This window comes from Mesorhizobium sp. M6A.T.Cr.TU.016.01.1.1 (genome assembly GCF_003952585.1).
GTDB lineage: Bacteria > Pseudomonadota > Alphaproteobacteria > Rhizobiales > Rhizobiaceae > Mesorhizobium > Mesorhizobium mediterraneum.
On record NZ_CP034452.1, the window covers coordinates 1888546 to 1912044 of the forward strand.

19 protein-coding genes and 2 pseudogenes are annotated in these 23499 nt (G+C 64.2%); 8 read left to right on the forward strand and 13 right to left on the reverse strand.

The genetic code is table 11. The features are described from left to right. The first annotated feature begins 3 nt into the window (after positions 1–3). The 3 genes and pseudogenes from EJ075_RS08820 (at position 4) to EJ075_RS08830 (ending at position 2178) form a co-directional block, all read left to right on the forward strand. A complete protein-coding gene (locus tag EJ075_RS08820; RefSeq protein WP_126104068.1) occupies positions 4–831 on the forward strand; it encodes an arylamine N-acetyltransferase in 828 nt (275 codons plus the stop codon). Between the two features lie 6 nt (positions 832–837). Further along, positions 838–1021: pseudogene (locus tag EJ075_RS08825) on the forward strand (alkane 1-monooxygenase); the annotation flags it as partial. A gap of 155 nt (positions 1022–1176) precedes the next feature. After that, the gene (locus tag EJ075_RS08830) at positions 1177–2178 is read left to right on the forward strand and encodes an LLM class flavin-dependent oxidoreductase (RefSeq protein ID WP_126104069.1); all 1002 of its coding nucleotides are present in this window, start codon (positions 1177–1179) and stop codon (positions 2176–2178) included. Between the two features lie 27 nt (positions 2179–2205). Here EJ075_RS08830 and EJ075_RS08835 read toward each other — a convergent pair whose 3' ends face one another. Then, complete coding sequence (locus EJ075_RS08835; protein ID WP_126104070.1) at positions 2206–3237, reverse strand: LacI family DNA-binding transcriptional regulator; 1032 nt, start codon at positions 3235–3237, stop codon at positions 2206–2208. 217 nt (positions 3238–3454) lie between these two features. On the opposite strand from EJ075_RS08835, the pseudogene EJ075_RS33490 reads away from it, so the two are divergent. From EJ075_RS33490 to EJ075_RS08850, 3 genes and pseudogenes are all read left to right on the forward strand, one after another. Beyond that, positions 3455–5012: pseudogene (locus tag EJ075_RS33490) on the forward strand (sugar ABC transporter ATP-binding protein). Next, a complete protein-coding gene (locus EJ075_RS08845) occupies positions 5009–6325 on the forward strand; it encodes an ABC transporter permease (RefSeq protein ID WP_126104071.1) in 1317 nt (438 codons plus the stop codon). Before EJ075_RS33490 ends, EJ075_RS08845 begins: the two are co-directional and overlap by 4 nt. Next, complete coding sequence (locus EJ075_RS08850) at positions 6322–7290, forward strand: substrate-binding domain-containing protein (RefSeq protein WP_126104072.1); 969 nt, start codon at positions 6322–6324, stop codon at positions 7288–7290. The genes EJ075_RS08845 and EJ075_RS08850 overlap by 4 nt, the downstream gene beginning before the upstream one ends. Before the next feature lie 74 nt (positions 7291–7364). Here EJ075_RS08850 and EJ075_RS08855 read toward each other — a convergent pair whose 3' ends face one another. The 6 genes from EJ075_RS08855 to EJ075_RS08880 are packed head-to-tail and all read right to left on the reverse strand — an operon-like array spanning position 7365 to position 14654. Further along, positions 7365–7826 (reverse strand): MarR family transcriptional regulator, encoded by a 462-nt coding sequence (locus tag EJ075_RS08855; protein WP_126107286.1) that lies wholly within the window; start codon positions 7824–7826, stop codon positions 7365–7367. Continuing rightward, on the reverse strand, positions 7823–8407 hold the full coding sequence (locus tag EJ075_RS08860; protein WP_126104073.1) for an amino acid synthesis family protein: 585 nt from the start codon (positions 8405–8407) through the stop codon (positions 7823–7825). Before EJ075_RS08860 ends, EJ075_RS08855 begins: the two co-directional genes overlap by 4 nt. Then, complete coding sequence (locus EJ075_RS08865; RefSeq protein ID WP_126104074.1) at positions 8400–9281, reverse strand: UPF0280 family protein; 882 nt, start codon at positions 9279–9281, stop codon at positions 8400–8402. The genes EJ075_RS08860 and EJ075_RS08865 overlap by 8 nt, the downstream gene beginning before the upstream one ends. Then, complete coding sequence (locus tag EJ075_RS08870; RefSeq protein ID WP_126104075.1) at positions 9281–10822, reverse strand: 6-hydroxynicotinate reductase; 1542 nt, start codon at positions 10820–10822, stop codon at positions 9281–9283. The genes EJ075_RS08865 and EJ075_RS08870 overlap by 1 nt, the downstream gene beginning before the upstream one ends. Further along, the gene (locus EJ075_RS08875) at positions 10819–13794 is read right to left on the reverse strand and encodes a molybdopterin-dependent oxidoreductase (RefSeq protein WP_126104076.1); all 2976 of its coding nucleotides are present in this window, start codon (positions 13792–13794) and stop codon (positions 10819–10821) included. The genes EJ075_RS08870 and EJ075_RS08875 overlap by 4 nt, the downstream gene beginning before the upstream one ends. Further along, positions 13791–14654, reverse strand: coding sequence for a xanthine dehydrogenase family protein subunit M (locus tag EJ075_RS08880; RefSeq protein ID WP_126104077.1), 864 nt, complete (start codon positions 14652–14654; stop codon positions 13791–13793). Before EJ075_RS08880 ends, EJ075_RS08875 begins: the two co-directional genes overlap by 4 nt. A gap of 303 nt (positions 14655–14957) precedes the next feature. Between EJ075_RS08880 and pncA the strand changes: the two genes are divergently transcribed. Both pncA and EJ075_RS08890 read left to right on the forward strand, forming a co-directional pair. After that, complete coding sequence (gene pncA / locus EJ075_RS08885) at positions 14958–15557, forward strand: bifunctional nicotinamidase/pyrazinamidase (protein WP_126104078.1); 600 nt, start codon at positions 14958–14960, stop codon at positions 15555–15557. A 35-nt stretch (positions 15558–15592) separates the two neighbouring features. Further along, the gene (locus EJ075_RS08890) at positions 15593–17023 is read left to right on the forward strand and encodes a sodium:proton antiporter (RefSeq protein ID WP_126104079.1); all 1431 of its coding nucleotides are present in this window, start codon (positions 15593–15595) and stop codon (positions 17021–17023) included. Here EJ075_RS08890 and EJ075_RS08895 read toward each other — a convergent pair whose 3' ends face one another. From EJ075_RS08895 to EJ075_RS08925, 6 genes are all read right to left on the reverse strand, one after another. Continuing rightward, entirely contained in the window at positions 17024–17743 is a 720-nt protein-coding gene (locus tag EJ075_RS08895) for an ABC transporter ATP-binding protein (RefSeq protein WP_126104080.1), read from the reverse strand. It abuts the gene before it with no gap. Then, positions 17740–18465 (reverse strand): ABC transporter ATP-binding protein, encoded by a 726-nt coding sequence (locus tag EJ075_RS08900; protein WP_126104081.1) that lies wholly within the window; start codon positions 18463–18465, stop codon positions 17740–17742. Before EJ075_RS08900 ends, EJ075_RS08895 begins: the two co-directional genes overlap by 4 nt. After that, positions 18462–19424, reverse strand: coding sequence for a branched-chain amino acid ABC transporter permease (locus tag EJ075_RS08905; RefSeq protein ID WP_126104082.1), 963 nt, complete (start codon positions 19422–19424; stop codon positions 18462–18464). The genes EJ075_RS08900 and EJ075_RS08905 overlap by 4 nt, the downstream gene beginning before the upstream one ends. Next, positions 19421–20302, reverse strand: a complete 882-nt coding sequence (locus tag EJ075_RS08910) for a branched-chain amino acid ABC transporter permease (protein ID WP_126104083.1) — start codon at positions 20300–20302, stop codon at positions 19421–19423. The genes EJ075_RS08905 and EJ075_RS08910 overlap by 4 nt, the downstream gene beginning before the upstream one ends. Before the next feature lie 221 nt (positions 20303–20523). Further along, positions 20524–21828, reverse strand: a complete 1305-nt coding sequence (locus tag EJ075_RS08920; RefSeq protein WP_126104084.1) for an ABC transporter substrate-binding protein — start codon at positions 21826–21828, stop codon at positions 20524–20526. Between the two features lie 168 nt (positions 21829–21996). Beyond that, entirely contained in the window at positions 21997–23394 is a 1398-nt protein-coding gene (locus tag EJ075_RS08925; protein ID WP_245458129.1) for a hypothetical protein, read from the reverse strand. Between the last annotated feature and the right edge of the window lie 105 nt (positions 23395–23499).

The window sequence follows — 23499 nt, forward strand, 5'->3', positions numbered from 1 at the left end:
TCCATGACCGATATCTCCTTCGACATCGACGCCTATTTCGCCCGCATCGGATACACCGGCTTGAGAGACGCTTCGCTGGAAACGCTGAAGTCGCTCCATCTCTTACACCCGCAGGCAATCCCGTTCGAAAATCTCGATCCGTTTCTAGGCCACCCGGTTCGTCTCGATCTCGCCTCGCTGCAGGAAAAGATCGTCGCTCGGGGTCGCGGCGGCTATTGCTTCGAGCACAATCTCATTTTCATGCATGTGCTGAAGGCGCTTGGCTTCGCCGTCAGCGGCCTTGCCGCACGCGTTCTTTGGGGCCAGCCCGATGATGCCATAACCGCCCGGAGCCATATGTTGCTGCGCGTCGAACTCGACGGCCGAACCTATATTGCCGATGTCGGCTTCGGCGGACTGACACTGACAGCGCCGCTCCTGCTTCGACCGGGTCTCGAGCAAAAGACCCCACATGAGACATTCCGCATGGTTGAGACAGGCGATCATTTTCGGCTGCAGGCCAATGTCGGCGGCGACTGGCGGACAGTTTACCGCTTCGACATGCAGCAGAACTATGAGGTCGACTATTCGGTCAGCAACCATTTCCTGTCGACCCACCCAACCTCGCACTTCCTTTCCTCCGTAATCGCCGCACGAGCCTTGCCGGGCCGCCGTTATGCGCTCCGCAACAACCGGCTGTCGACGCATCATCTCGGCGGCCGTACCGAGCAGATGGAGATAGCGACAGCCGCCGAACTCGCCGACGTGCTGGAAGGCCCGCTCGAAATCGCCATTCCCGACCGTGCAGCCTTCGAAGCTATGGCGCGACAGAAGAAAATCCTGGAGGCCTGAGACGCCATGACCGCTCTTTCCGCTCTCGACCTGTCGCCGATCGTCGAAGGCAGCAATGCTTCGCAATCGCTCGCCAATTCTCTCGATCTCGCCCGCCAACATGCCGGGCATCGCCAGCGCCGCCACCTCCATCGTCATTGCCCATGTCGCCGGCGGCACCAGGACGATACGCGTCGGCGGCGGGCGCATGTCCGGGAAACGGGATAAGTTCCGGAAGGGACCTCGAATTAAAAATGCCTAGAGCGTCCTTTGCGGCTGCTTGGACGCGCGGCGTCTGTTCAATTTTTTGAATTTGCGGCCGTGGCGGTCGCTTCCTACATCCCTCCCGTCCACAGGATCCCCGCCATGACCGCTCTTTCCGTTCTCGACCTGTCGCCGATCGTCGAAGGCAGCAACGCTTCGCAATCGCTCGCCAATTCGCTCGATCTCGCCCGCCATGCCGAGCGGCTGGGATACAAGCGCTACTGGCTGGCCGAGCATCACAACATGCCGGGCATCGCCAGCGCCGCCACCTCCGTCGTCATTGCCCATGTCGCCGGCGGCACCAGGACGATACGCGTCGGCGCCGGCGGCATCATGCTGCCCAACCATTCGCCGCTGGTCATCGCCGAGCAGTTCGGCACGCTTAACGCATTGCATCCAGGCCGCATCGACCTCGGTCTCGGCCGGGCGCCGGGCACCGACATGGGCACGGCGCGCGCGCTACGCCGCAACCTCGAGGCCGGCGCCGACAGTTTCCCGCAGGATGTCGTCGAGCTGATGGGCTATTTCCAGCCGGCCGAGGACGGTCAGCGTATCCGAGCCGTGCCCGGCGAGGGCGAGCAGGTGCCGATCTGGATCCTGGGCTCAAGCCTCTATGGCGCGCAGCTCGCCGCCATGCTCGGCCTGCCCTACGCCTTCGCGTCGCATTTCGCACCGGCCGAGCTCGACCACGCGCTGGAAGTCTACCGCTCGCGCTTCCAGCCGTCGGAACAGCTCGACAAGCCCTATGTGATGCTCGGTCTCAATGTGTTCGCTGCACCCTCCGATACCGAGGCGCGGCTGTTGTTCACCTCGCTGCAGCAGGCCTTCGTCAATCTGCGCACCGGCCGGCCCGGCCGATTGCCGCCGCCGGTCGAGGGATATGAGCGCGACCTCGACGCAATGGCCAAAACAATGCTTGGCCAGGCGCTGTCCTGCGCCGTCGTCGGCGCCCCGGAAACGGTCAGGCAAGGCATAGAAGCGTTTGTCCGCCGCACCGGCGCCGACGAGCTGATGGTCACCGCGCAGATTTTCGACCACGCAGCGCGGGTGCGATCCTTCGAGATCCTGGCCGAAGCCCACAAATCGCTGTCACAAGCGGCCTGACGGTTTTTCCGAGACTGCGAAGGCGCGTTAGGCGCTGACGCTTTGTGCGATCGCGCCCAAGGGCGGCCCAAGTGGCCGGCATGAATTGCGGATCATCAGGCGTCCCTTGAGCGCCAGCTTGCGCGGCGGCGCGTCCCTATTTCCGGCGAGCCGGTCGAGCAGCAGATTGGCCGCCTGCTCGCCGATTGCCTGCACCGGCTGGGCGACCGTGGTCAGTTGCGGCTGGAACACGTCCGACCATGGGAAATCGTCGAAGCAGGCAACCGAAATATCCTCCGGGCAGGACAGCCCGATGTCGCGGATCGCCTTCATGGTGCCGATCACCATCGGGTTGTTGGCCGAGAAGATCGCGCTCGGGCGGTCGTGCAGCGAAAGCAGCTGCATCGTCGCGTTGTAGCCGTCGACTTCGTGAAAGTTGCCGTAGCGAACGAGCTCGTTCTCGACCGGCAGGCCGGCGGCCTTGAGCGCCTCGCGATACCCTTCCATGCGGTCATGCATCGGCGAGATGTCGAACGATCCGGAGATGTAGCCGATCCGTCGGTGGCCGAGATCGATCAGATAGGTGATGGCGTCGAACACCGCGCGCTGGTTGTCGAGGACGACAGTATCGGTGTCGACGCCTTCGCAGACCCGGTCGAGCAGCACCACCGGCACGTTGGCGTCATCGACAATTCCCTTGAGGATCGCGCCGTCGCCGACGCGCGCGACGATCAGCCCGTCGACCATCCGGTCGAGCAGCAGCCTGATCTGGTCGTCCTGCGTGTTCAGGTCCTCGTCCGTGCAGCACAGCATGACCGCGTAGCCGGCGCGATCGAATGCCTGCTGGATGACCGACACGACATCGGTGAAGAACGGATTGGTAATATGGGGAACGGTAAGCCCGATGGTGCGGGTCGTCCCCATTTTCAGGCTGCGGGCGATCGCGTTGCGCTTATAGCCGATGTCGCGGATCGCCTGTTCGATGCGCTGGCTGAGTTCGGGACTGACAGTCGCGGTGCCATTGATCAGCGCTGAGACGGTGGCGACCGAAACACGCGCCACTTGAGCCACGTGCAGCATGGTCGGGGCCGTGGACTTCCGCTGCTTTTTACGCCCTGACGCCATCATTTTCGAAACGTTTCACCGCCTTCTGGCTGCAATATCTACGGAATCTTGCGGTTCCGCGCAAGAATTGAAATTCGTTCACCGGCCTCACCAGATATCAGCTTGACACGATCGAAACGTTTAGATTAGCGTTTGAGACGTTCGACGACGGCGGAAGGGAGGCCGATCTGTCATGGAGCATGGCAATTCCATCACTTCCGGAGATGATGCGGCTGCGGCCGGCCGCCCGGCTGTGGTTCTGAGCGCCGAGCACATCTCCAAGACGTTTGGTGGCATCGCCGCCCTTGTCGATGTCGGCTTCGATCTGCGGCGCGGCGAGGTCCATGCACTGATGGGGGAAAACGGCGCCGGCAAATCGACGCTGATGAAAATTCTTTCCGGCGTCTACACGGATTACGATGGAACGGTGAATGTCGATGCCAATCCGGTCCGTTTCGCCGGTGTCCGCGACGCCGGATCGATCCCAGGTCCCGGCTTAGCTTGCCGATAACATCTTCCTCGGGCGTGAAAAGCTGATCGCCGGGCTTATCGTCGACCGCAAGGCAAGCAGCCAGGCCGCCGGTGCGCTGCTGCAGAGGCTCGGCATCGAGCTCAACCCGGAGGCGCGGGTCGGCAGCTTGCGCGTCGGCGAGCAGCAGCTGGTCGAAATCGCCAAGGCGCTGTCGATGTCGGCGCGCATCCTGATCATGGACGAGCCGACATCAGCGCTTTCGCCGGCCGAATGCCAAAGACTGTTCCGGATCATCCGCCAGCTCGCCGACAGCGGCGTGGCGATTGTCTACATCTCGCACCGCATCGACGAGGTCATGCATCTGGCCAGTCGGGTCACCGTGTTTCGCGATGGACGCCACGTGCTGACCGAGGCGATGGCAAAGCTCGACGAAAACACCATCATTTCGGCGATGGTCGGGCGGAACCTGCTTGCCTCTTCCCAGGAAGAGCGTGGCCCCAGCGGCAAGGTCGTCCTCTCCGTAAGCGGCTTGTCACTGTCGAAACCCGACCGCCACGGTTGGCGCACCGCGCTTGACGGCGTCGGCTTCGATCTTGCCGAAGGCGAAATTCTGGGGATAGGCGGGCTGCTGGGCTCGGGACGCACCGAAATCCTGGAGACCATCTTCGGTTCCAGCGGCGGACGCGCCGGCGGCGAAATCCGGCTCGACGGCATGCCGGTGGAAATCCGTTCGCCGCGCGACGCTCGCCGGCTCGGCATCGCCCTGGTGACAGAGGACCGCAAGACGCAAGGCCTGCATCTTCAGGCGTCGATCACCGACAATGTCGCGCTGCCGCTGGTCGGCGCGCTGGCGCGGTTCGGCCTTCGCTCGCTGGCCGGCGAGCAAGACCTGGCGCGGCACGCGGTGAAGGCGCTCGGCATTCGCTGCGGGACCATAGAGCAGCCGGCCGGCACGCTGTCCGGCGGCAACCAGCAGAAGGTCGTCATCGGCAAATGGCTGGCGACGCGGCCGCGGGTGCTGTTGCTGGACGAGCCGACACGCGGCATCGATGTCGGCGCCAAGCGCGAGATCTACGATCTCATCTTCAAGCTGGCGCGAGACGGGCTCGCCATCGCCGTCATCAGCTCGGAATTGCCGGAGCTGCTGCATCTTTCCGACCGCATCCTGGTCATGGCCGATGGTCGCCAGACGGGAATCCTCTCGCGCGCGCAAGCCAGCGAGGAGGCCATCATGCGGCTTGCGGCGCCGCGCCGGACCATGACGAGGCCTGCCGCATGAGCATCTTGAACATCCTGTCCCGGACGAAGCTCTATTGGGGCCTGATCGCCATCTTCCTGATCGGCGTGCTGGGCTCGCCGATCAGCTCCAAGGGCAACAACATCTTCCTGTCCTACGGCAATCTGCTCGATGTGCTGCGCCAGGTGTCGACCACCGGCCTGATCGCCACCGGCATGACGGCGGTGATCATCACCGGCGGCATCGATCTTTCCGTCGGCTCACTGATGGCGATCTGCACCGTGGTCTGCGCCATGCTGCTGACGGTCCCGGGTGTCACGCCGGCGGTGGTGCTGGGGGTGCCGACAGTTGCCGTGGTCGCCCTTTGCCTCGGCATCCTGGTCACCCGTTTCATCTTCCTGAACATCGAAAAGTCCCGCGCCGGCTCGCAAGCCACGCACGACATCAGGCTGGATAGCGTTCGTGGGTTGGTCACGCCCGGCATTGTCGGGGTGGTCCTCTGCAGTCTCGTGCTGTGGTTCCTGCTGCCGCAGGTAGGCTCAAAATTCGGCGTGCTCGGCGTGTTGCTGGTGGCGCCTTGCGTCGGGCTGCTGTTCGGCGCGCTCAACGGCTTCATCATCGTTGCCGGGCGGCTGCAGCCCTTCATCGTCACGCTGGCGATGATGGTGACGGCGCTCGGCATCGCCCGGCTGACTGCCGGCCAGAACAATGCGGTGCTGCCGGTCTACACCGGGTCGAACGCCACCGCGGATTTCGAGATCCTGCGCTCGCTGGTCTTCGGCGTGATCCCGATGCCTGGCCTGTTCTTCCTCGGAGCGATCCTGATCTACGGCGCCGTGCTGCGCTTCACGCCGTTCGGCCGCTATGTCTACGCCATCGGCGGCAATGAAGAGGCGGCGCGGCTGTCCGGCATCGCCGCCGGCCGCGTCAAGATCGCGACCTACGCCGTATCCGGATTGCTGGCCGGCGTTGCGGCAGTGCTTTATGTCGCACAGTACAGGCAAGGCAAGCCGGATGCCGGCGCCGGGCTGGAGCTCGATGCGATCGCCGCCGTGGTCATCGGCGGCACCAGCCTGATGGGCGGACGCGGCAGCCTCATCGGCACATTCTGCGGCGTGCTGATCTTCGGACTGCTCTCGAACATCCTGCAATTGCACAACATCAATTCGAACCTTCAGCTCGTGCTGAAGGGGATGATCATCATCGGCACCGTGCTCGTGCAGGAGCGCAATGCCTTTGATCTTCTCTTCTATCTGCGCCTGCCTGGTGGAAAAGCGGCGCACAAAGAAACGACCGCGGCAAAGCGGCCGTCAAAAGAGACCCCGTCTCTAAATCTTGGAGGAAACAAGAAATGAAACGACGTGACATGTTGAAGCTTGCCGCTGTCACCGCGGCGCTGCTGACCACGACCGCGCTTTTGACCAGCGGCAACGCCTACGCTCAGGACAAGAAGTGGAAGATCGGCTTCTCGCAGGTGACGACCATCGAGCCGTGGCGCGCCCAATTCAACAAGGACATTTTGGCTGAGGCCGCCAAGCATCCGGAAGTCGAGCTGATCGTCACCGACGGCGAGGACAAGACCGAAAAGCAGGTCGCCGATGTCGAGAACCTGATCCGTCAGGAAGTCGACGCGCTGCTGGTGTCACCGAAGGAATCCGCCGGCTTGACCGGCGTCGTGCAGCAGGCGATCGATGCCAAGATCCCGGTCTTCGTGCTCGACCGCAATGTCGAAACCAAGGACTACACGCAGTTCGTCGGCGGCGACAACAAGCTGATCGGCCGGGCTGCCGGTGAATACGCCGTCGAGCTGCTCGGCGGCAAGGGCAAGGCCGCGGGCAATGTCGTCGAGATCTGGGGCGGCATGGGCACCCAGCCAGCACATGACCGCCATGACGGCTTCCATGAATTCACCGACAAGGAGCCGGGCATCAAATACCTGCTCGACCAGCAGTCGGGCGACTGGAAACAGGACCAGGCCTACAACATCATGGCCACGGCACTGCGCAACAACGAGAAGATCGACCTCGTCTATGGTCACAACGACCCGATGGCGTACGGCGCCTATCTTGCCGCCAAGGATGCCGGACGCGAGAAGGACATCAAGTTCATCGGCATCGATGGCCTGCCCAATGAAGGCGTGACGCTGGTCAACAATGGCGAGCTGACGGCGACCTTCACCTATGTGACGCCCGGCGCCGAGGGACTGCGGCAGGCGATCAAGTTCCTGAACGGCGAGAAGGTCGAAAAGACCATCACCTTACCGACGGAGAAGATCACCAAGGAAAATGCCGCCCAGATCCTGAAGGACAACGGGCTCTGAGTTGAGACTTCCCTGCCGGGCGGACATCGCCCGGCAGGGAGAGAATTCAGACTTCGACAGGCAAGCGCCGCTGCTCAGGCCAGCTTGGCCAAAAGCCTCATGAAGGTGGCGGCCTCCTTGGCGGAAAGCGGCGCCAGCGTTTCCTGCGTGATATCGCGGGCGATCGGGATCAGCCGCTCGATGGCATCCCGGCCCTCAGCGGTCAGATTGACCAGCAGGCGCCTTTTGTCGACCTCATGCTTGGAAAGCTCGACCAGGCCGCGCGCCTTGAGCCGGTCGATGACACCTTTCACCGTCGCCGCATCCATGGCGATCAGGCTGCCAAGCTGGTTCTGAGAGGTCTCGCCGACGTCGTGCAATTTGGCCAGGGCGGCAAATTGCGGCGGTGTCAGGTCGGCGATATGTGCCGCGAAGATCGAGACATGGCGCTGGTGCGCCTTGCGCAGGATGAAGCCAACCTGCTCCTGCAGGCGGTAATCGTTTTCGTCAGGCTCCTCCGCCTCGACCAGCTTGAGCTTGATGTCTTCGGCGCTCACCGCAGTCCGTCCCATGCCTTGATGTCCTTGGCCGCGAGGCCGCCCATGCGATCATGCACGCGCGGGCCGCAGGTCATGGCGAGGCAGAACAGGATCTCGTCGGGACGAGGCCCGTCGCTGATGCCGACCTCCATGGCATCGAAATGGCTGCGCACATAGGCGGCGTTGATATGGCCGAGCGGCACGTCGAGCTTTGAACCGAAGGCGCCGACCTTCTTTGCCGATGGCACGATCGCCTTGGCGTCGCCGAGCCGCTCGCGCATGGCGTAGCCACCCGGCACATGCCACAGCGCGCCATGCTCGAGCTCGCCGGCGATACCGACGATGGCGCCTTTCCCATAGCCGTCGATCTGCTTTACGTCGCCGCCCAATGCGGCGATGAGCTTGTCGGCGAGCAGCAGGCCGAGCGGCTTCAGATCGTCCATCGCGCTCTGCAGGTCTTCCACGTAGCGGCCCGCGAACGGGTTCTTCACCACAGCCATCGCAGCGGCGCGGCGGCGCGGCACCTTCGCCACCGGCCCGCCCTCGTGAAAGATCTCTTCGGTCAGCACCGCAATTTTGCGGATCGCAAACTCAGGCATGGGCAATTTCCTTCCTTGACTTCTCGTTGGGCGCAGCAAGCGCCATGGAACCGGCGATCCGTGCCTGACCGGCAAGGAAAAGCGCTGAAGCGTCAATCAGGCCCTGTCGTCGAAAATCTTCGGCGACGGCGAGCCCGCTGTCGAGCGCGGTGGCTATTTCGCTAGTAGAAAGCACGCCGACGGCTTGGGTGACCAGGCGATCGCCAAGGTCGCTGTCGGGCGCCAGATCGCGGGCCCGAACGCGCTCGATGGTGGGATGACCGGGCAGATCGACGGCGTTGGCGATCAGGGTCGCGGCGGCATCGGCTTCAGCGCTTGTCCGCGCCAGCACCGTGACTGCGTCGGCAATACCCAGCGAAAAGGAACGGCCGCGCCAGCCGCTGGTCGCGACGCCGCGGATCCCGTCTTCGGCGCGGATGGTGATACGGTCTGCCAGTCCATGACCCGTCCCGGCAATGGCGACGGTTATGGACCGGCCGCTGCCGAGATGGATGGCGCTGTCGCCGCCATTGTTGACATAGGCGCGATCGAGCCGGCGCCCGGCCAGCAGCGCGTCAAGCATTTCGTCGGCCACCGAACCGGCGACCGCAGCCATGGGCGTGATGAATTGTCTCGCCAACGGAACAACTGCCGCTTCCATGCGTCGTGCCGTCAGACCGGCGAAAGCACGTTGCCGCGAGGAGGCCGGGCGGCGCAGTTCTGGGAGGTCGTCGACGATCTCCTGCAGGATTGTCTGGAACCGCGCCACCGCCTGGCTGTAGGCGGCGCGGCATTCGTCCGCATCGCCAAAAGCCTCGATGATCAGGTCGATCGGGCCATGATTGAGATGCAGCCGCCTGCCGTCCTCAAGCCAATGTGCCTGCGGGCCGTTCATCACCCGGACCCGTTGCTCGCGGCACGCCGCAACTGCGCCAGCGGCGGCCACGGATTGCTGGCCGGCGCGCCCGTGCCGCGGCGCGGATTGAGGTACTCACCGCCCTTGGCAAGAATATCCTCGACGCTGCGGATCTCAGCTTCGTAGCCACCGAGCCTGACATAGTCGTCGCGGCGCAGGGTGAACTCGATCGGCGCCACCAGCGCCGGCGTCGGCACATAGCCGAAGGCACCTTCCGGCACCCGGGTGACATCGACCATCAGCGTGATGCCGCCGCCCGGCCAAACATAGACCGGCGCGCCGCCAACGGTGACATAAGTCGTCAGGCCCTGCACCGAGCGGGTCAGATTGACCGGGTTCTCGGTGACACCGGCGCGCAGCGAGCCGCCGGCACCGCCGACGAACAGCACGGTGCACAGCGCCGGCTCGCAATTGTCCTCGATCAGGCCGACGGATTTCTGCAGCCGCTCCGGGAAGCGCTTTTGCACCGGCTTCAATTCATCATCGAGCTCGTAATAGGCGAACTGCTCGCCGGTGGTCGAGACCATCAGCAGCGACAGGCCGGGGCGGGCGCCCTTCTTGGCGTTCCATTCGCCGAGGATCGACAGCGGGTCGGAAATGCTGGTGCCGCCCCAGCCGAGGCCGGGCTCGGACACCTTGAAATAGCGGCCCGGCGTCGAACGGCGGCCGATGATCTTGATCCCGGTATCCTGCCAGCCGAGCACCTTGCCTGCCTGATGCTCGGACACGACGCCGGTGATGTGGTCGTCGACCACCACCACCTCGTCGACCAGGCCGCGCCACTGGGTGGCGAACATGCCGATGGTGGCCGAGCCGCAGCCGACGCGCATGCGATGTTCGACCTTGCCGTCGATGACCGGTGGCTTGCCGGCTTCGATGATGACCGTGGCACCGCCGTCGATGGTGAGCTCGACCGGCTTGCGGTTGCATAGATTAAGCAGCGCATCGCAGGTGGCGCGACCTTCGGCCTTGGAGCCGCCGGTCAGATGATGCACGCCGCCCAGCGACAGCATCTGCGAGCCATATTCGCCTGTCGTGACATGGCCGATTGCCTCACCCGCCGCGCGGACCGTGGCAGTCTCGGGACCAAGGTGGCGGTCGGTATCGATCTTCACCTTGACGCCGCAGTAGGAGAAGATGCCCTCGGTGACGACGGTGACGAGATCGACGCCTTCGACCTCCTGGCTGACAATGAAAGGCGCAGGCTTGTAGTCGGGATAGGTGGTGCCGGCGCCGATCGCGGTGACGAAACGGCGACCGGTGTTGACCAGTTCGCCGTCCCATTCTTCGCCCTCGGCGACAAAAGGCACAACCGCAGCGCCGGTCTCGGCTGCATGGTCGAGGATGGTCAGCGGATCCATGCGGACGATCCTGCCGCCGACATTGCCGTAGCGATCACAGGCGCCGGTGCGGCCGTCTGATATGTAGCACATGACCGGGCAGGCGTCGCAGCGGATCTTTTCCGCCACCTGCTTCTCGCCGGGATCGTGGGTCTCGAAGCGTTCGGCAAGCTCGCTCATCGGCGTGCCTCCTTATCGCGGATCGCAGCGCGGATGCGGCTCGGCGTCGCCGGAATTTTGGTGACCAGGACGCCGGTGGCATGACGGATCGCATTGAGGATCGCGGGCGCCGTCGGGATCAGCACATGCTCGCCCAAGCCCTTGGCGCCAAAGGGTCCTTCCGGATCCGGAACTTCGATCAGGATGGTCTCGATCGGCGGCACGTCGCCGATGGTCGGGATGAGATAGTCGTGCAGGTTTTCGGTGCGACCGGGAATGTACTCCTCCATCAGCGCCATGCCGATGCCTTGCGCGATGCCGCCCTCGATCTGGCCTTCGGCGAGCAGCGGATTGATCGCCTTGCCGACATCATGCGCGGCGGTGATCTTGATCAGCTTCACCGTGCCGAGCTTGAGGTCGACCTCGAGTTCGGCGATCTGTGCGCCATAGCCGTAGACGGCATAGGGCTTGCCTTGGCCCTTGGCGTCGAGCGGCAGCGTCGGCGGGTCGTAGCTTTCCTCGGCACGGAAGACGAAGCCGTCAGCATCGGCCTTCAGCGTGGACAGATCGATATGCCGCGTCGCTTCGCCCTCGCGGATGACCAGGCTTGTACCATCCAGAGCGATCGCTGCCTTCTCCGACACATTGGCGAAGCGCAGCATGATCTCGCGCAAGGCGCCGCCGGCCTTTTCGGCGGCCTTGCCAGTGACGAAGGTCTGGCGCGAAGCAGACGTCTTGCCGGCATCAGGCGTGATCGCCGTGTCGGCGCTTTTCAGCCGGAATTTTTCGAGCGGCAAGCCAAGCGCGTCGGCGCAGATCTGGGCAATGACCGTGTTCGAGCCTTGCCCGATATCGACGGCACCCTGATGCAGGACGACGTCGCCGGTGGCGGAGATGCCGACTCTGATGGTCGATGGATTTGGCAGCGAGGTGTTGCCACAGCCATACCAGCAGGAGGCGACGCCGACGCCACGTTTCCTGCTGTCATTGGCACTGTTGAATTTTTCGGCATCGGCAAGCGCGCGCGTCCAATGCGGCCGCAACGCTTCGAGGCACTCGGCAATGCCAACGCCTGCTTCCAGCCTCTGTCCGGTAACCGTTTCGGAGCCGTTACGAAGACAGTTTTTCAGGCGAAAATCGAGCCGGTCCAGCCCAAGCTTTTCGGACAGCTCGTCATAGAGTGTTTCCTGCATGATCGTCGCCTGCGGCACGCCGAAACCGCGGAAGGCGCCGGAGATCGGGCCATTTGTGTGGATGGCGCGGCCTTCGGCACGGTAATTCGGCGTCGCATAGGGACCGGAGGCGTGCACCGGCACGCGGTTGGCGACGGTCGGGCCCCAACTCGCATAGGCGCCGGTGTTGAAATCGCCTGCGAAGACCATGCCGGTGACGCGGCCATCGGCATCGGCGCCGATCGTTGCCTTCATCTCGGCGGGATGACGCTTGGTGGTCGAGATCATCGATTCGTTGCGGGTATAGGCGAGTGCAGCCGGCCGCCCGGTCTTCATCGCGACCAAGCCGATCAGCGGCTGTAACGAGACGTCGAGCTTGGAACCGAAGCCGCCGCCGGTGGCTGTCGGCACGATACGCACCTTGTCAACGGCAAGGCCAAGCACTTTTGCCACGTCGTCGCGATCCATGTAGGGCGCCTGCGTGCAGGCGACGACGACGAGCGTGCCGCCATCCATATAGGCATGGCCGGCTTCAGGCTCGATATAGGCGTGCTCGACATAGGAGGTATCGATGGCGCCGGAAGCGGTGAAGGCCGCGCCGGCAAGAGCGGCCTCCGGGTCACCGCGCTCGACGAAGCCAGTGGTGAGCAGGTTTGCCGGCCGGTTCTCGTGGATCAGTTGCGCGCCGCCGGCTTGCGCCTCGCAAGGCTGCAGAAGGTATGGCAACTCGGTCCAACGAACAGGAAAATCCGAAAGATCGAGATCGAGGATGGCCTCGCGCTCGCCGGCAACCAGCGCCACTGCCTCGCCGCGAAAGCGCGAAAAGCCTTCGGCCAGCGCCGGCTGGTCGGCAAAAGGCGCAATGACGCCGAAGCTGTTCTTTCCCGGAATGTCGGCAGCGGTGAAGACGCCGACGATGCCGGGACGGGTTTTCACCCAGGCGTCGAGATCGCCGAAGGCGAAGCGGGCGTGATGATGCGGCGAGCGCACCACCAGCACCGCCAGCGCATCGGCCGGGAAGGAATCACCGCCGAATTTTTCGCCGCCGGTGACTTTCGGCAGGCCGTCGAGCCTGATCGGAGAGGAGCCTACAGCATGGCCTGAGATTGGCATTCTGCGGTCAAGGTCGAGATCGAGCCGCTGAAGTTGGTGCTGCCCCTCACCCTTACCCATTCCGGGGCGAGCCACGGGTCTCGCCCGTCCTTCGGACCCCCGTGAACGACGGGGAGAGGGGGACGCCAGCGCTGGAGCTTCGTCCTTCTCCCCGTCACTGTACGGGGAGAAGGTGCCGGCAGGCGGATGAGGGGCAGTGCCGTCCATCGATAGTTCGCTCGCGAACCGTCCAGCATCCATCACCGCCGCAACGATCTTCCGGTACCCGGTGCAGCGGCACAGGACGCCGCCCAGCGCATCCTGGACTTCGGTTTCGCTCGGGTTCGGCTCCCTGTTCAGCAGCGCGGTTGCCGCGACTAGCAGACCGGGCGTGCAGATGCCGCACTGCGCGGCGCCATGGTCGAGGAACGAAGCTTGCAGCGCCGACAATCTGCCATTGGCGAGCCCTTCGACCGTGGTCACCACGGTGCCAGCGGCAGACGCCGCTGACATGAGGCAGGCGCAGACAGGTTCGCCGTCGACAAGCACCGTGCAGGCGCCGCAGTCGCCGGCGTCGCAGCCGATCTTGGTGCCGGTCAGGCGCAATTCGTCGCGCAGCACCGAAGAGAGACGACGAACCGGCGGCACGCAGACAGAAACGGCGGCTCCGTTGACCACGAAGGCGATGTCGGCGCGTTCCATGCTCATGCCAGGCTGAGCTTTGCTCATGCCGCCACCGCCTTGTCATTCGATGCGTGACCCGCGGCATCAAGCACGGCGCGGGCGACGATCTCGCGCGCGGCGTCCAGCCGGTATTCGGCGCTACCGCGGACGTCGCCGATCGGCGACAGCTCGTCCATCGGCGCGGACTGGATCGCAGTGACGAGGGCGTGGTCAACCGGGAGGCCGCGCAAGGCTGCTTCGACACTTGCAAGACGTTTGGCGACCGCTGAACAGGAGCCGACGGCGACGGCAGCGTTGCCGACGATGCCGTCCTCAACGGTCAGACGGGCGGCCGCCATGGCTATGGAAATGACGAGATAGCGACGCGCGCCGAGTTTCACGAAAGCCGACGTGCCGGTGGCCGCGTTTTTCGGCACGCGGATGGCGGTGACCATTTCGCCCGGCTGCAGTTCCGTGCGGCGGTTTCCCAGGATGAATTTTTCCAGCGGCAGATGGCGGGCCATCGCTGCCGAGCGCAGCTCGACCTCGGCGTCGAGAATGAGCAACGCCGGCACGCCGTCGGCGGCCGGAGAGGCATTGCAGAGATTGCCGGCGATGGAGGCGACGTTCTGGATCTGCACGGAGCCGACTTCCCGCGCCGCCTGCTTCAGCGCATCGAACGCCGCCGGCAGCGGATGACGGACAAGATCGGTCCAGGTCGTGCGCGCGCCGATGACCCAATGGTCCTCGGTTTCGGCGATACCGCGCAGCGTTGCGAGAGCGTTGATATCGAGGACATTCTCGCGGAAAGGCTTGGCCCCTTGTGCCGGGTAGAAATCGGTGCCGCCGGCAAGGATGCGCCACGAAGCCTCGCCAAGCAAAGCGAGCGCCTCGTCGACGGTGGTGGGTTTCGCGTAACGGATCACGCTTTGCCTTCCCAGAAATAGGGATCCTTCCGGCATTCGGGCCGGTCAAATTCATTCGTATGCAAATGATATCAAGCCGGCAGGAATTGTCAAAGCCAGAGTTTGGGGCCGCTCTCCGCATCGGCGCGGCGGCACGCATTTGTTATGCCGTTGGAGGTTGACGCAGCCGGCCATCTGGTCGAGTTTCTGCATCCGGTCGCGTCAGCGGCATTTTTCGGTGGAACCTGGCTTCGAACACCGGATTCCACGTTTCGGCAGACTTCCGGTTCGGGTCATGCCTCCGGACAAACAAGAGGGAGGCCCATGGCCGACGAAGCGCTTGTCATCATCGACCTGCAGAACGATTTCTGCCCGGGCGGCGCGCTGGCGGTGGCCGGCGGCGACGAGATCGTGCCACTGGTCAACGACCTGATCCGGCGGACCGAACATGTCGTGCTGACGCAGGACTGGCATCCCGCCGGCCATTCGAGCTTTGCCTCCAGTCATCCCGGCAAGCAGCCGTTCGAGACCATCGAGATGCCTTACGGCCAGCAGACGCTGTGGCCGGACCATTGCATCCAGGGCAGCCTAGGCTCGGACTTTCACTCCGGCCTCGCCTGGACCAAGGCCGAACTGGTCATCCGCAAGGGCTTCCGGCCGGCGATCGACAGCTATTCGGCTTTCTTCGAGAACGACCATACGACGCCGACCGGCCTTGCCGGCCATCTCAGGGAGCGCGGCATCGACACGCTGACCCTGGTTGGTCTTGCGACCGATTTCTGCGTCGCCTTTTCGGCGCTCGATGCGGTCAAGCAGGGCTTCCACACAACAGTGCGGCTCGACGCCTGCCGCGGCATCAATCTCAACGGGTCCGTCGAGACGATGCTGAACCGGATGCGCGATGCCGGCGTGACGCTGGCTTGAACAATCGCATCCGACACAATTCCAGAGGGGGCCTTATGCGGTTTGCGGCGGCTTTGACGGCGGGCGCTGTGGTGGCAGTCGCAACCCTGCTTCCGGACATAGCGCTCGCAGCCGAGGCCCACGAGTTGCCAGGCGAAACAATGTCGCTGTGGTGGGCGCTTCCCTTTGCCGGCCTGCTTCTGTCGATCGCCACCGGGCCATTGCTCTTCCACCATGTCTGGGAGCACCACTACGGCAAGATCACCCTCTTCTGGGCGGCGCTTGTGGTCGTGCCGCTGGCGGTTGCGTTCGGCATGCCTTCGGCCACGGAAGCGGTACTGCATGCGCTGCTCACCGAATATATGTCGTTCATCATTCTTCTGTTTGCGCTGTTCACCATTTCGGGCGGCATCCTCGTCGCCGGCAACATCCATGGCACGCCGCTGGTGAATGCCGGACTGCTGCTGATCGGGGCGATGCTCGCCTCGGTCATCGGGACGACCGGCGCCTCGATGATCCTGATCCGGCCGATCCTGCGCGCCAACGACAATCGGCCGTTCAACGCCCATGTCGTCATCTTCTTCATTTTCCTGGTGTCCAACATCGGCGGCTCGCTGACGCCGCTCGGCGACCCGCCGCTGTTCGTCGGCTTCCTGCGCGGCGTCGATTTCTTCTGGACCACCACCAATCTCTATCAGGAGACACTGTTCGTCGGCGGCCTGGTGCTGGCCGTCTTCCTGGCCATGGACATGGTCCTGCACCGCCGCGAGGCCGGCGCGCCGAAGATCAAGGATCCGACACCGGATGCGAAGGTGCACATCCGAGGCCTGGCCAACATCCCGCTGCTGGCCGGGGTGATCGGCGCGATCCTGCTTTCCGCGACCTGGAAGCCAGGCCTGGCTTTCTCCGTCCAGGGCGTGAGCCTTGAACTGCAGAACCTCGTGCGCGACGCCATCATCCTGGCGCTTGCTTTCCTTTCGCTAGCGGCCTCGCACAAGAGCCACAGGCAGGCGAACAACTTCCACTGGGAGCCGATCGCCGAAGTGGCGAAACTGTTTGCCGGCATCTTCATTTGCATCGTGCCGGTCATCGCCATTCTCAGGGCCGGCCCCGACGGCGCGCTGGCGCCGCTGGTCTCGCTTGTCAGCTCGCCCGCGGGCGAGCCCAACGACCTTGCGTATTTCTGGATGACCGGAGCGCTGTCATCCTTCCTCGACAATGCGCCGACCTATCTGGTGTTCTTCGAGCTCGCCGGCGGCGATCCGCAGCATCTGATGACCACGTTCGCCTCGACGCTGGCGGCGATCTCGGCCGGCGCAGTGTTCATGGGCGCCAACACCTATATCGGCAATGCACCGAACTTCATGGTCTACGCAATTGCCAGGCATCGCGGCGTGAAGATGCCGGGCTTCTTCGGCTACATGGCATGGTCGGGCGCCGTGCTGATCCCGATATTTCTGCTTGCCGGCTTTATGTTCTTCGGGTGACTACCCTACTCCGACATAGCGGCGGACCGCCGACGGATCGGCGCGGAGTTCCTCGACATCGACGGTCTCGCGGTTGCGGCCGTTCTCGATGAACGAGACCCGGTCGGCGACGGACAGCACCGCATCGACCCGCTGCTCGACCAGGATCGTCGAGACGCCAAGGTCGCGCAGCTTCGACACCGTCTCACGGATTTTTGCGATCATCGACGGCATCAACCCTTCGGTCGGCTCGTCGAGCAGAAGCACCTGCGGTTCGAGACACAGTGCCCGCGCCATGGCCAACATCTGCTGCTCGCCGCCGGACAGTGTGCCGGAGCGTTGTCTCAGCCGCTGGCGCAGCAGTGGGAAGAGCTCGAGCACGTTTTCGCGCGTCGTCTTGCCCTTGCCGCGCGCCATCAGGCCGATCTCGATATTTTCAGCCACCGTCATCTCGGCGAATAGCCGCCGGCCCTGCGGCACATAGGCGACGCCGGCCTTCGGCACGTCGTGCGCCGGCAGGCCGGTCAATTCCTTGCCTTCGAGTCTGATCGAGCCGGCGCGTGAGGGAACGAGGCCCATGATCGCCTTCAGCGTCGTCGTCTTGCCGGCGCCGTTGCGGCCGAACAGGCAAAGCACCTCGCCCTTGTTGAGCACGAGGTCGAGGCCGTAGAGCACCTGGACCTCGCCGTAGAAGCAGTCGAGCCCGGAGATGGTCAGTGCTTCAGACCGTGTTTCGGTCATGGGGTCGTCCCCAAATAGGCGTCCTGCACCTCGGCGTTGGCGCGGACCTGCTCGGGCGTGCCTTCGGCCAGGATCTTGCCGGCGTTGAAGACGGTGATGCGGTCGGCAAGCTGCATGACCACCGGCATGTTGTGCTCGATCAGAAGCACGGTGGCGCTTTTGGCGATCTCGCGCACCAGCCCGATGAAATTGTCGATCTCGCTGTCGGCCAGCCCCTGCGTCGGCTCGTCGAGGATCAGCAGGCGCGGCTTCAGCGCCAGCCCCATTGCCACTTCGAGCAGGCGCTGATGGCCATAGGACAATTGCCCGGCCGGCATGTGGGCGCGGCCGGCAAGGCCGGTGCGCTCCAGCGCCGCCATGGCGCCGGCATGCACGGCGCCTTTCGAGCGGCCATCGGTCAGCGTGCGCTGCACTGGCAGCGCGACGTTGTCATAGGCGGAGAGATTGGCAAAGACGCTGGTGATCTGGAAGGTGTAGGCGATGCCAAGGCGGACCCTGGCGTAGGCCGGCAGGTTGGTGATGTCGGCGCCATCGAAGACGATCATGCCCGACGACGGCTGGATGCGGCCGCTGACCAGGCTGACGAAGGTGGTCTTGCCGGCGCCATTGGGGCCGATGACGGCGCGGATCTCGCCCGGCATGAGGGCGAAGTCGACGCCATCGACGGCACGCAGGCCGCCGAAATTGCGGGACAGGCCTTTGGTCGTCAGCAGCGGCATCATGGCAGCCATCCTAGCCAACGCTGGCGGATGGTGCCGAGGATGCCCTTGGGGAAGAACAACACCAGCAGGATGAGGGCGATGCCGACGATCAGCAGGTAGGCCGAGGTGTAGCCGCTGGTGATGTCGACGACATAGTACATGAACAGCGTGCCGATCAGCGGACCGAGCGTGGTGGCAGCACCGCCGAGCAGCACCCAGAGCAGCGGCAGGATGGAGTATTGCACCGAGGCGAACGTCGAGCCGACATAACCGAACAGCAGCGCGTAGGCGGCGCCCGAGGCCGCACAGATGGTGCCGGAGACGACGACCGCGGCGAGCTTGTTGGAAAACGTGTCGTAGCCGAGCATTTTGGTCCGCTCCTCGTTCTCGCGGATAGCGACCAGCACACGGCCATACCTGGAGCGGACGACGGCGAGCGTCGCCAGCAGCACGATCGAGAACAGGGCGAGCGCGCTCATGTAGCGCACGGTCGGATTGGTGAGGCCGAGCGACGTGCTGCCCAAGACAAGCACACGCGCCGACTGCGGCACCACCAGGCCCTGATCACCGCCGGTCCAAGACGCGAAATAGAGGATTATGAGGTAGAACACCTGCGCGAACATCATGGTGACGATCATGAAGGCGACGCCAGAAGTGCGCAGTGCAAGCACCCCGATCACCAGCGCGAGAAGCGCCCCGCAGGCAAGGCCGGCGGCGAAGGCGGCCGGCACGCTCCAGCCGAGATGGATGACGGCAAGGCCTGCGCCATAGAGCCCGGCCGAAAAGAACATGGCGTGGCCGAGGCTGAGCAGCCCGACATAGCCGAACAGCATGTTGTAGCCCATGGCGAAGACCGCCAGCACCATGATGCGGGCGAGCAGCCCGTGGTGATATTCCGGCAGGACGAAGCTTAGGACAAAAAGCAGGGCGATGACGCCCAGATGCAACGCATAGGCTTTTGCCGATGAAGCCTCCTTCATCGCGATGCCGTCCCGAACAGACCTTGCGGCCGGAACACCAGCACCATGGCAACCAGCAGCGTGGCGATGATCTTGGCCAGCGTCGGCGAGAAGAACACCGAGATGATGCCGTCCGACAGGCCGATGAGCACGGCGGCGACGACGGTGCCGCGCAGCGAGCCCAGCCCGCCGATGATGACGACGATGAAGGACAGCAGCAGCGGATCCTGCCCCATCAGATAATGCGCCTGGCTGATCGGCACGATCAGCACGGCGGCCACCGCCGCCAGCATGGCGCCGAGCGCGAAGACGCCGGCATAGACGCGGTCGACCGGGATGCCGAAGGCCTGCGCGGTCTCGCTGTCATATTGCGTGGCGCGCATGACGAGGCCGATTTTCGTGCGCGTCAGCACGAACCACGTTGCGACAAGCAGAAGCGCGGACGCGGCGATGATCGACAGCTTGTAGCCGGAGTAGCCGAACCACGGCAGAAGGATGCGGTAGCTGAAGGGCGGCTCCACCGGCCGTGCCTCCGGACCATAGAAGGTCAGCGCCAGTTGCTGGATGATGTAGAGCATGCCGATGGTGGCGACGATGGTGGCTTCCGGATTGTAATTCAGCCGGCGCAGCACCAGCCGTTCGGCGACCAAAGCGATCAAGCCAACGATCAGCGGTGCCAGCACCAGGGCGGCCACGAAGCCGAGCGCCGGATGGCCTGATATCGCCGTGGAGATCGCCCAGGCAAGCACCGCGCCCAGCATGAAGAACTCGCCATGAGCGACATTGACGACGCGCATGACGCCGAACACCAGCGACAGGCCAAGCGCCGTCAGCGCCAGCACGGCGGAGGTGACGAGGCCTTCAAGGGCGGCGAGGAGGAGGTGGGGTCCGAAGTGCATCGGTTATATGCCCATGGCGGGTGCGAGGCGCACCCCCCTCTGGCCTGCCGGCCATCTCCCCCTCAAGGGGGGAGATCGGCTGGCATCATCGGTTTCGCCAATCGCCAAAGTCGGTAGGCAGCCGCCTTCGTACGAACTGCCAATCTCCCCCCTTGAGGGGGAGATGTCCGGCAGGACAGAGGGGGGTGACTTGGCTCCCACGCTCACAGACAAAGCCGTGCCTAGAGCGGCTGGGTCGTGTAATCCCCTTCCGGCTCGTAGAGGCCGTCCTCGATCTTGGTCTTGTGGACGACATTCAGCCGGCCGCCTTCGACCTTCGAAATGTTCTGGATGCCAAAGCACTGATGGATCTTGCCGTTGAAGGTCTTCGGTCCTTGCGGATGCTCGGGGCCTTCGGCGAACTCGGTCAAGGCCTCGGTCGCCTCGACCAGCTTGGCGCGGTCTTCCGGACCCTTGTAGCCGGCATCCTCCATGGCCTTCTTGACGACATAGAGCGTTTCCCAGCAGCCGAACATGTGCGCGGCGGTGGACACGTCCTTGGGATCACCGACGGCAGCGCCATTGTCGTCGATGCCGACGGCGGCGCGATAGGCCTTCTGCGCGGCGGAGTCGTCAGGCTGCGCGTAGCGCGGCGAGCCTTCCCAGAAATGGCTGCCGTCGAGGAATTCCAGGCCGGGGCTGTTGATGTCGGTGGCCTCGAGCGAATCGATGAAGCCGAACAGCTGCGGCCGGTTGGAGCCGTAGAATTCGCCGAGTTCCTTGACGAAGGTGAGCACCGCCGGGCCGACCATGACGTGGTAGATCACCTCGGTCTCGGCCGGGATCTGCGGAAAATATTTGGTGAAGGACGATTCCGTCGGCGGGATGGCGATCTGGGCGATGACCTCGGCGCCTTGCGCCTTCAGCGCCGGCGGCAGGTAGTCGCGATGGTCATAGCCAAAGGCGAAATCGGGAAAAATCTGCGTCACTTTCTTGCCGGCGTTCGCCGCGATCCATGGCGCCATCGACTGGATCTGGCTCTTCACGTCGGTGATGCCGGGCTGGAAGACGTAGCGGTTGAGCTTGGTCGAGGCCACATGGTGGCCTTCGCTGACGACAAAATAGGGCATCTTGGCCTCGCCGGCGGCCGGCGCCGAGCCGATGACGACATGCGAAAACAGCGTGCCGTAGACGATGTCGGTCTTGTGCTGGGTGGCGAACTTGCCAACCACCTCGGCGCCACGGCCGGGATCGGTGCCGTCATCCTCGATGATCACCTCGACCGGCCGGCCGTTGATGCCGCCGGCTTCGTTGATCGCCTTGACCGCAGCGGCGGTGGTCTTTTCATACCAGCGGCCATAGGCGGCGCCAATGCCGGTGCGGTGGGACTGGAAGCCGATCTTTATCGGCGCCGAGCTCTGCGCCTGGCTGTAACGCACGAACCCAGGCGCGACGGCGAGGCCGGCGCCCGCGGCCAACCCTTTCAGCGCGGTGCGCCGGGTGAGACCGGTTTTGGAGAGATCGAAAAACCCATTCTTGTCAGTCACGGCAGTTCCCCTTGTTTTTTTGAGTTTTGACCAATGGCTGTAGCGAGGTGGACCACTCTTAATAAGAGGGCCGAAATTGCATGTGTACAAACTAAATCACCAAAGCCCTGATGTGGCAAGCGGGCTTTCCATGGGGATTAATCGACGCCATCGAGCCGGGCTTTTGTCTCATCCGGCCGCCGGCGTGGCAAGCAACCACAGGCCGAAGACCGTATAGGCGATCATCAGCACGGTGAGCGGAAACTGGCTGAGCGTGGCGCGGGCGGGAACCGGGTGCAGTCGCCAGGCTAGGCCATGGGCGACGAGCACGGCGAGCATGTGACCGGCGATGATGACGCCGGCCTGGAGATTCCACAGCCACCACGCCGAGCCGGCGCCGGCGACCACGCCGGCTTCGATCTGCATATCGGCGGTGCCGAACAGGTTCCAGCCCAGCGCGAAGGGGTCGGAAAGGGCGGCGATGGCGTATTGGCCATCGACCAGCAGCGCTGTCAGATAATGCGCGACATGATAGGCAAGCGCGATCGGCACGATCGACCAGACCAGCAGCCCGGCGGCCTGACTGAGGGAATGCTCGCTTCCGGCCAGGCGCTGGCCGAGGACAATTGCAAGAATGAATGCGGCTGCAAGCAAGACGAACGTCAGCACGAGACCGAAGGTGCCGATGCCGATCACCGCCGTGCGGCCGGGAAACTCCAGCGGATTGATGCCGAACAGGCCGAGCCAGAAGAAGGTTTTCGACAGGCCGTCGAAGGAGACCGACGACAGCGCCAGCAACAGGAAAGCGAGGCCACTGGGCGACAGCGGCGCGGCATTGCTGAGCTTGGCGCCCGGCCAGCACAGACTGAGCCGGCCGTCTTCATTGCGCTCGACTTCATTGCGCTCGACGACGGCGAAGCGCGCAATCATGGCGAAGAAGACGGTCAGGAACTCGCCTCGCCGGCTCCAGTCGCGGTAGCCGAACACCAGCATGGCGGCAAAGCTCAGCAGCCAATAGAAGCCGGCGGCCCAGGCCAACCGTGCCGGATCGTCGGGCGCCGGGTCGATCAGCTCGAACCAGGCGAAGGCGAAGAACAGCGCGACGGCCGGCCAGCAGCCGAGCCAAGGGGGCGGGCGCCATGTCCGCCGCTTGCCGAACAGGTGTGAGATGACACGCCAAGGCCCGTACCAGGGGTTCAGCCAGGACCAGAGATTGCCGAACAGGCCCTGCAGCGAGGCCAGCCCAACCCAGAGCAGCGTCCAGATGGTGAGGGGCAACGGGTTGGAGAGCGGATCGCGGCTGCCGAACAGGCCGGCCGCGACAAGAATTGCAAAGCCGGCAAAGGATATCAGACTGACGATAGTCCGTGCGCCGTCGCCGAATGCGAAAAGCGGCAGGCGCCGCCGCCAGAGGCGGTTGATGGAGTCCGGCGGCAGCAGCGCCAGAACGAGGAAGCTGGCGGCGACAGCGAGCGCCCCGCCGACGACGTAGTAGCCGGTGGGGAGGAGCAGGACGTGGCCGCGGTCGGAGGCATGGGCGAAGGCGGGGGTGGGTGACAGGAGGATTGACGAAGCCGCAAAGAGCATTGCTGTTGCCAAGCGGCAGCGCTCTACGGCGCCCCCCTCTGTCCTGCCGGACATCTCCCCCTCAAGGGGGGAGATTGGCTGTAATCTCTGCCTTCGCCAGCTTTC

What these genes read in the sequence shown, in the direction of transcription:
- EJ075_RS08820 (WP_126104068.1), top strand. Translation starts at nt 4, where the DNA reads ATGACCGATATCTCCTTCGACATCGACGCCTATTTCGCCCGCATCGGA.
- EJ075_RS08830 (WP_126104069.1), top strand. Translation starts at nt 1,177, where the DNA reads ATGACCGCTCTTTCCGTTCTCGACCTGTCGCCGATCGTCGAAGGCAGC.
- EJ075_RS08835 (WP_126104070.1), bottom strand. Translation starts at nt 3,237, where the DNA reads ATGCTGCACGTGGCTCAAGTGGCGCGTGTTTCGGTCGCCACCGTCTCA.
- EJ075_RS08845 (WP_126104071.1), top strand. Translation starts at nt 5,009, where the DNA reads ATGAGCATCTTGAACATCCTGTCCCGGACGAAGCTCTATTGGGGCCTG.
- EJ075_RS08850 (WP_126104072.1), top strand. Translation starts at nt 6,322, where the DNA reads ATGAAACGACGTGACATGTTGAAGCTTGCCGCTGTCACCGCGGCGCTG.
- EJ075_RS08860 (WP_126104073.1), bottom strand. Translation starts at nt 8,407, where the DNA reads ATGCCTGAGTTTGCGATCCGCAAAATTGCGGTGCTGACCGAAGAGATC.
- EJ075_RS08865 (WP_126104074.1), bottom strand. Translation starts at nt 9,281, where the DNA reads ATGAACGGCCCGCAGGCACATTGGCTTGAGGACGGCAGGCGGCTGCAT.
- EJ075_RS08870 (WP_126104075.1), bottom strand. Translation starts at nt 10,822, where the DNA reads ATGAGCGAGCTTGCCGAACGCTTCGAGACCCACGATCCCGGCGAGAAG.
- EJ075_RS08875 (WP_126104076.1), bottom strand. Translation starts at nt 13,794, where the DNA reads ATGAGCAAAGCTCAGCCTGGCATGAGCATGGAACGCGCCGACATCGCC.
- pncA (WP_126104078.1), top strand. Translation starts at nt 14,958, where the DNA reads ATGGCCGACGAAGCGCTTGTCATCATCGACCTGCAGAACGATTTCTGC.
- EJ075_RS08890 (WP_126104079.1), top strand. Translation starts at nt 15,593, where the DNA reads ATGCGGTTTGCGGCGGCTTTGACGGCGGGCGCTGTGGTGGCAGTCGCA.
- EJ075_RS08895 (WP_126104080.1), bottom strand. Translation starts at nt 17,743, where the DNA reads ATGACCGAAACACGGTCTGAAGCACTGACCATCTCCGGGCTCGACTGC.
- EJ075_RS08900 (WP_126104081.1), bottom strand. Translation starts at nt 18,465, where the DNA reads ATGATGCCGCTGCTGACGACCAAAGGCCTGTCCCGCAATTTCGGCGGC.
- EJ075_RS08905 (WP_126104082.1), bottom strand. Translation starts at nt 19,424, where the DNA reads ATGAAGGAGGCTTCATCGGCAAAAGCCTATGCGTTGCATCTGGGCGTC.
- EJ075_RS08910 (WP_126104083.1), bottom strand. Translation starts at nt 20,302, where the DNA reads ATGCACTTCGGACCCCACCTCCTCCTCGCCGCCCTTGAAGGCCTCGTC.
- EJ075_RS08925 (WP_245458129.1), bottom strand. Translation starts at nt 23,394, where the DNA reads ATGCTCTTTGCGGCTTCGTCAATCCTCCTGTCACCCACCCCCGCCTTC.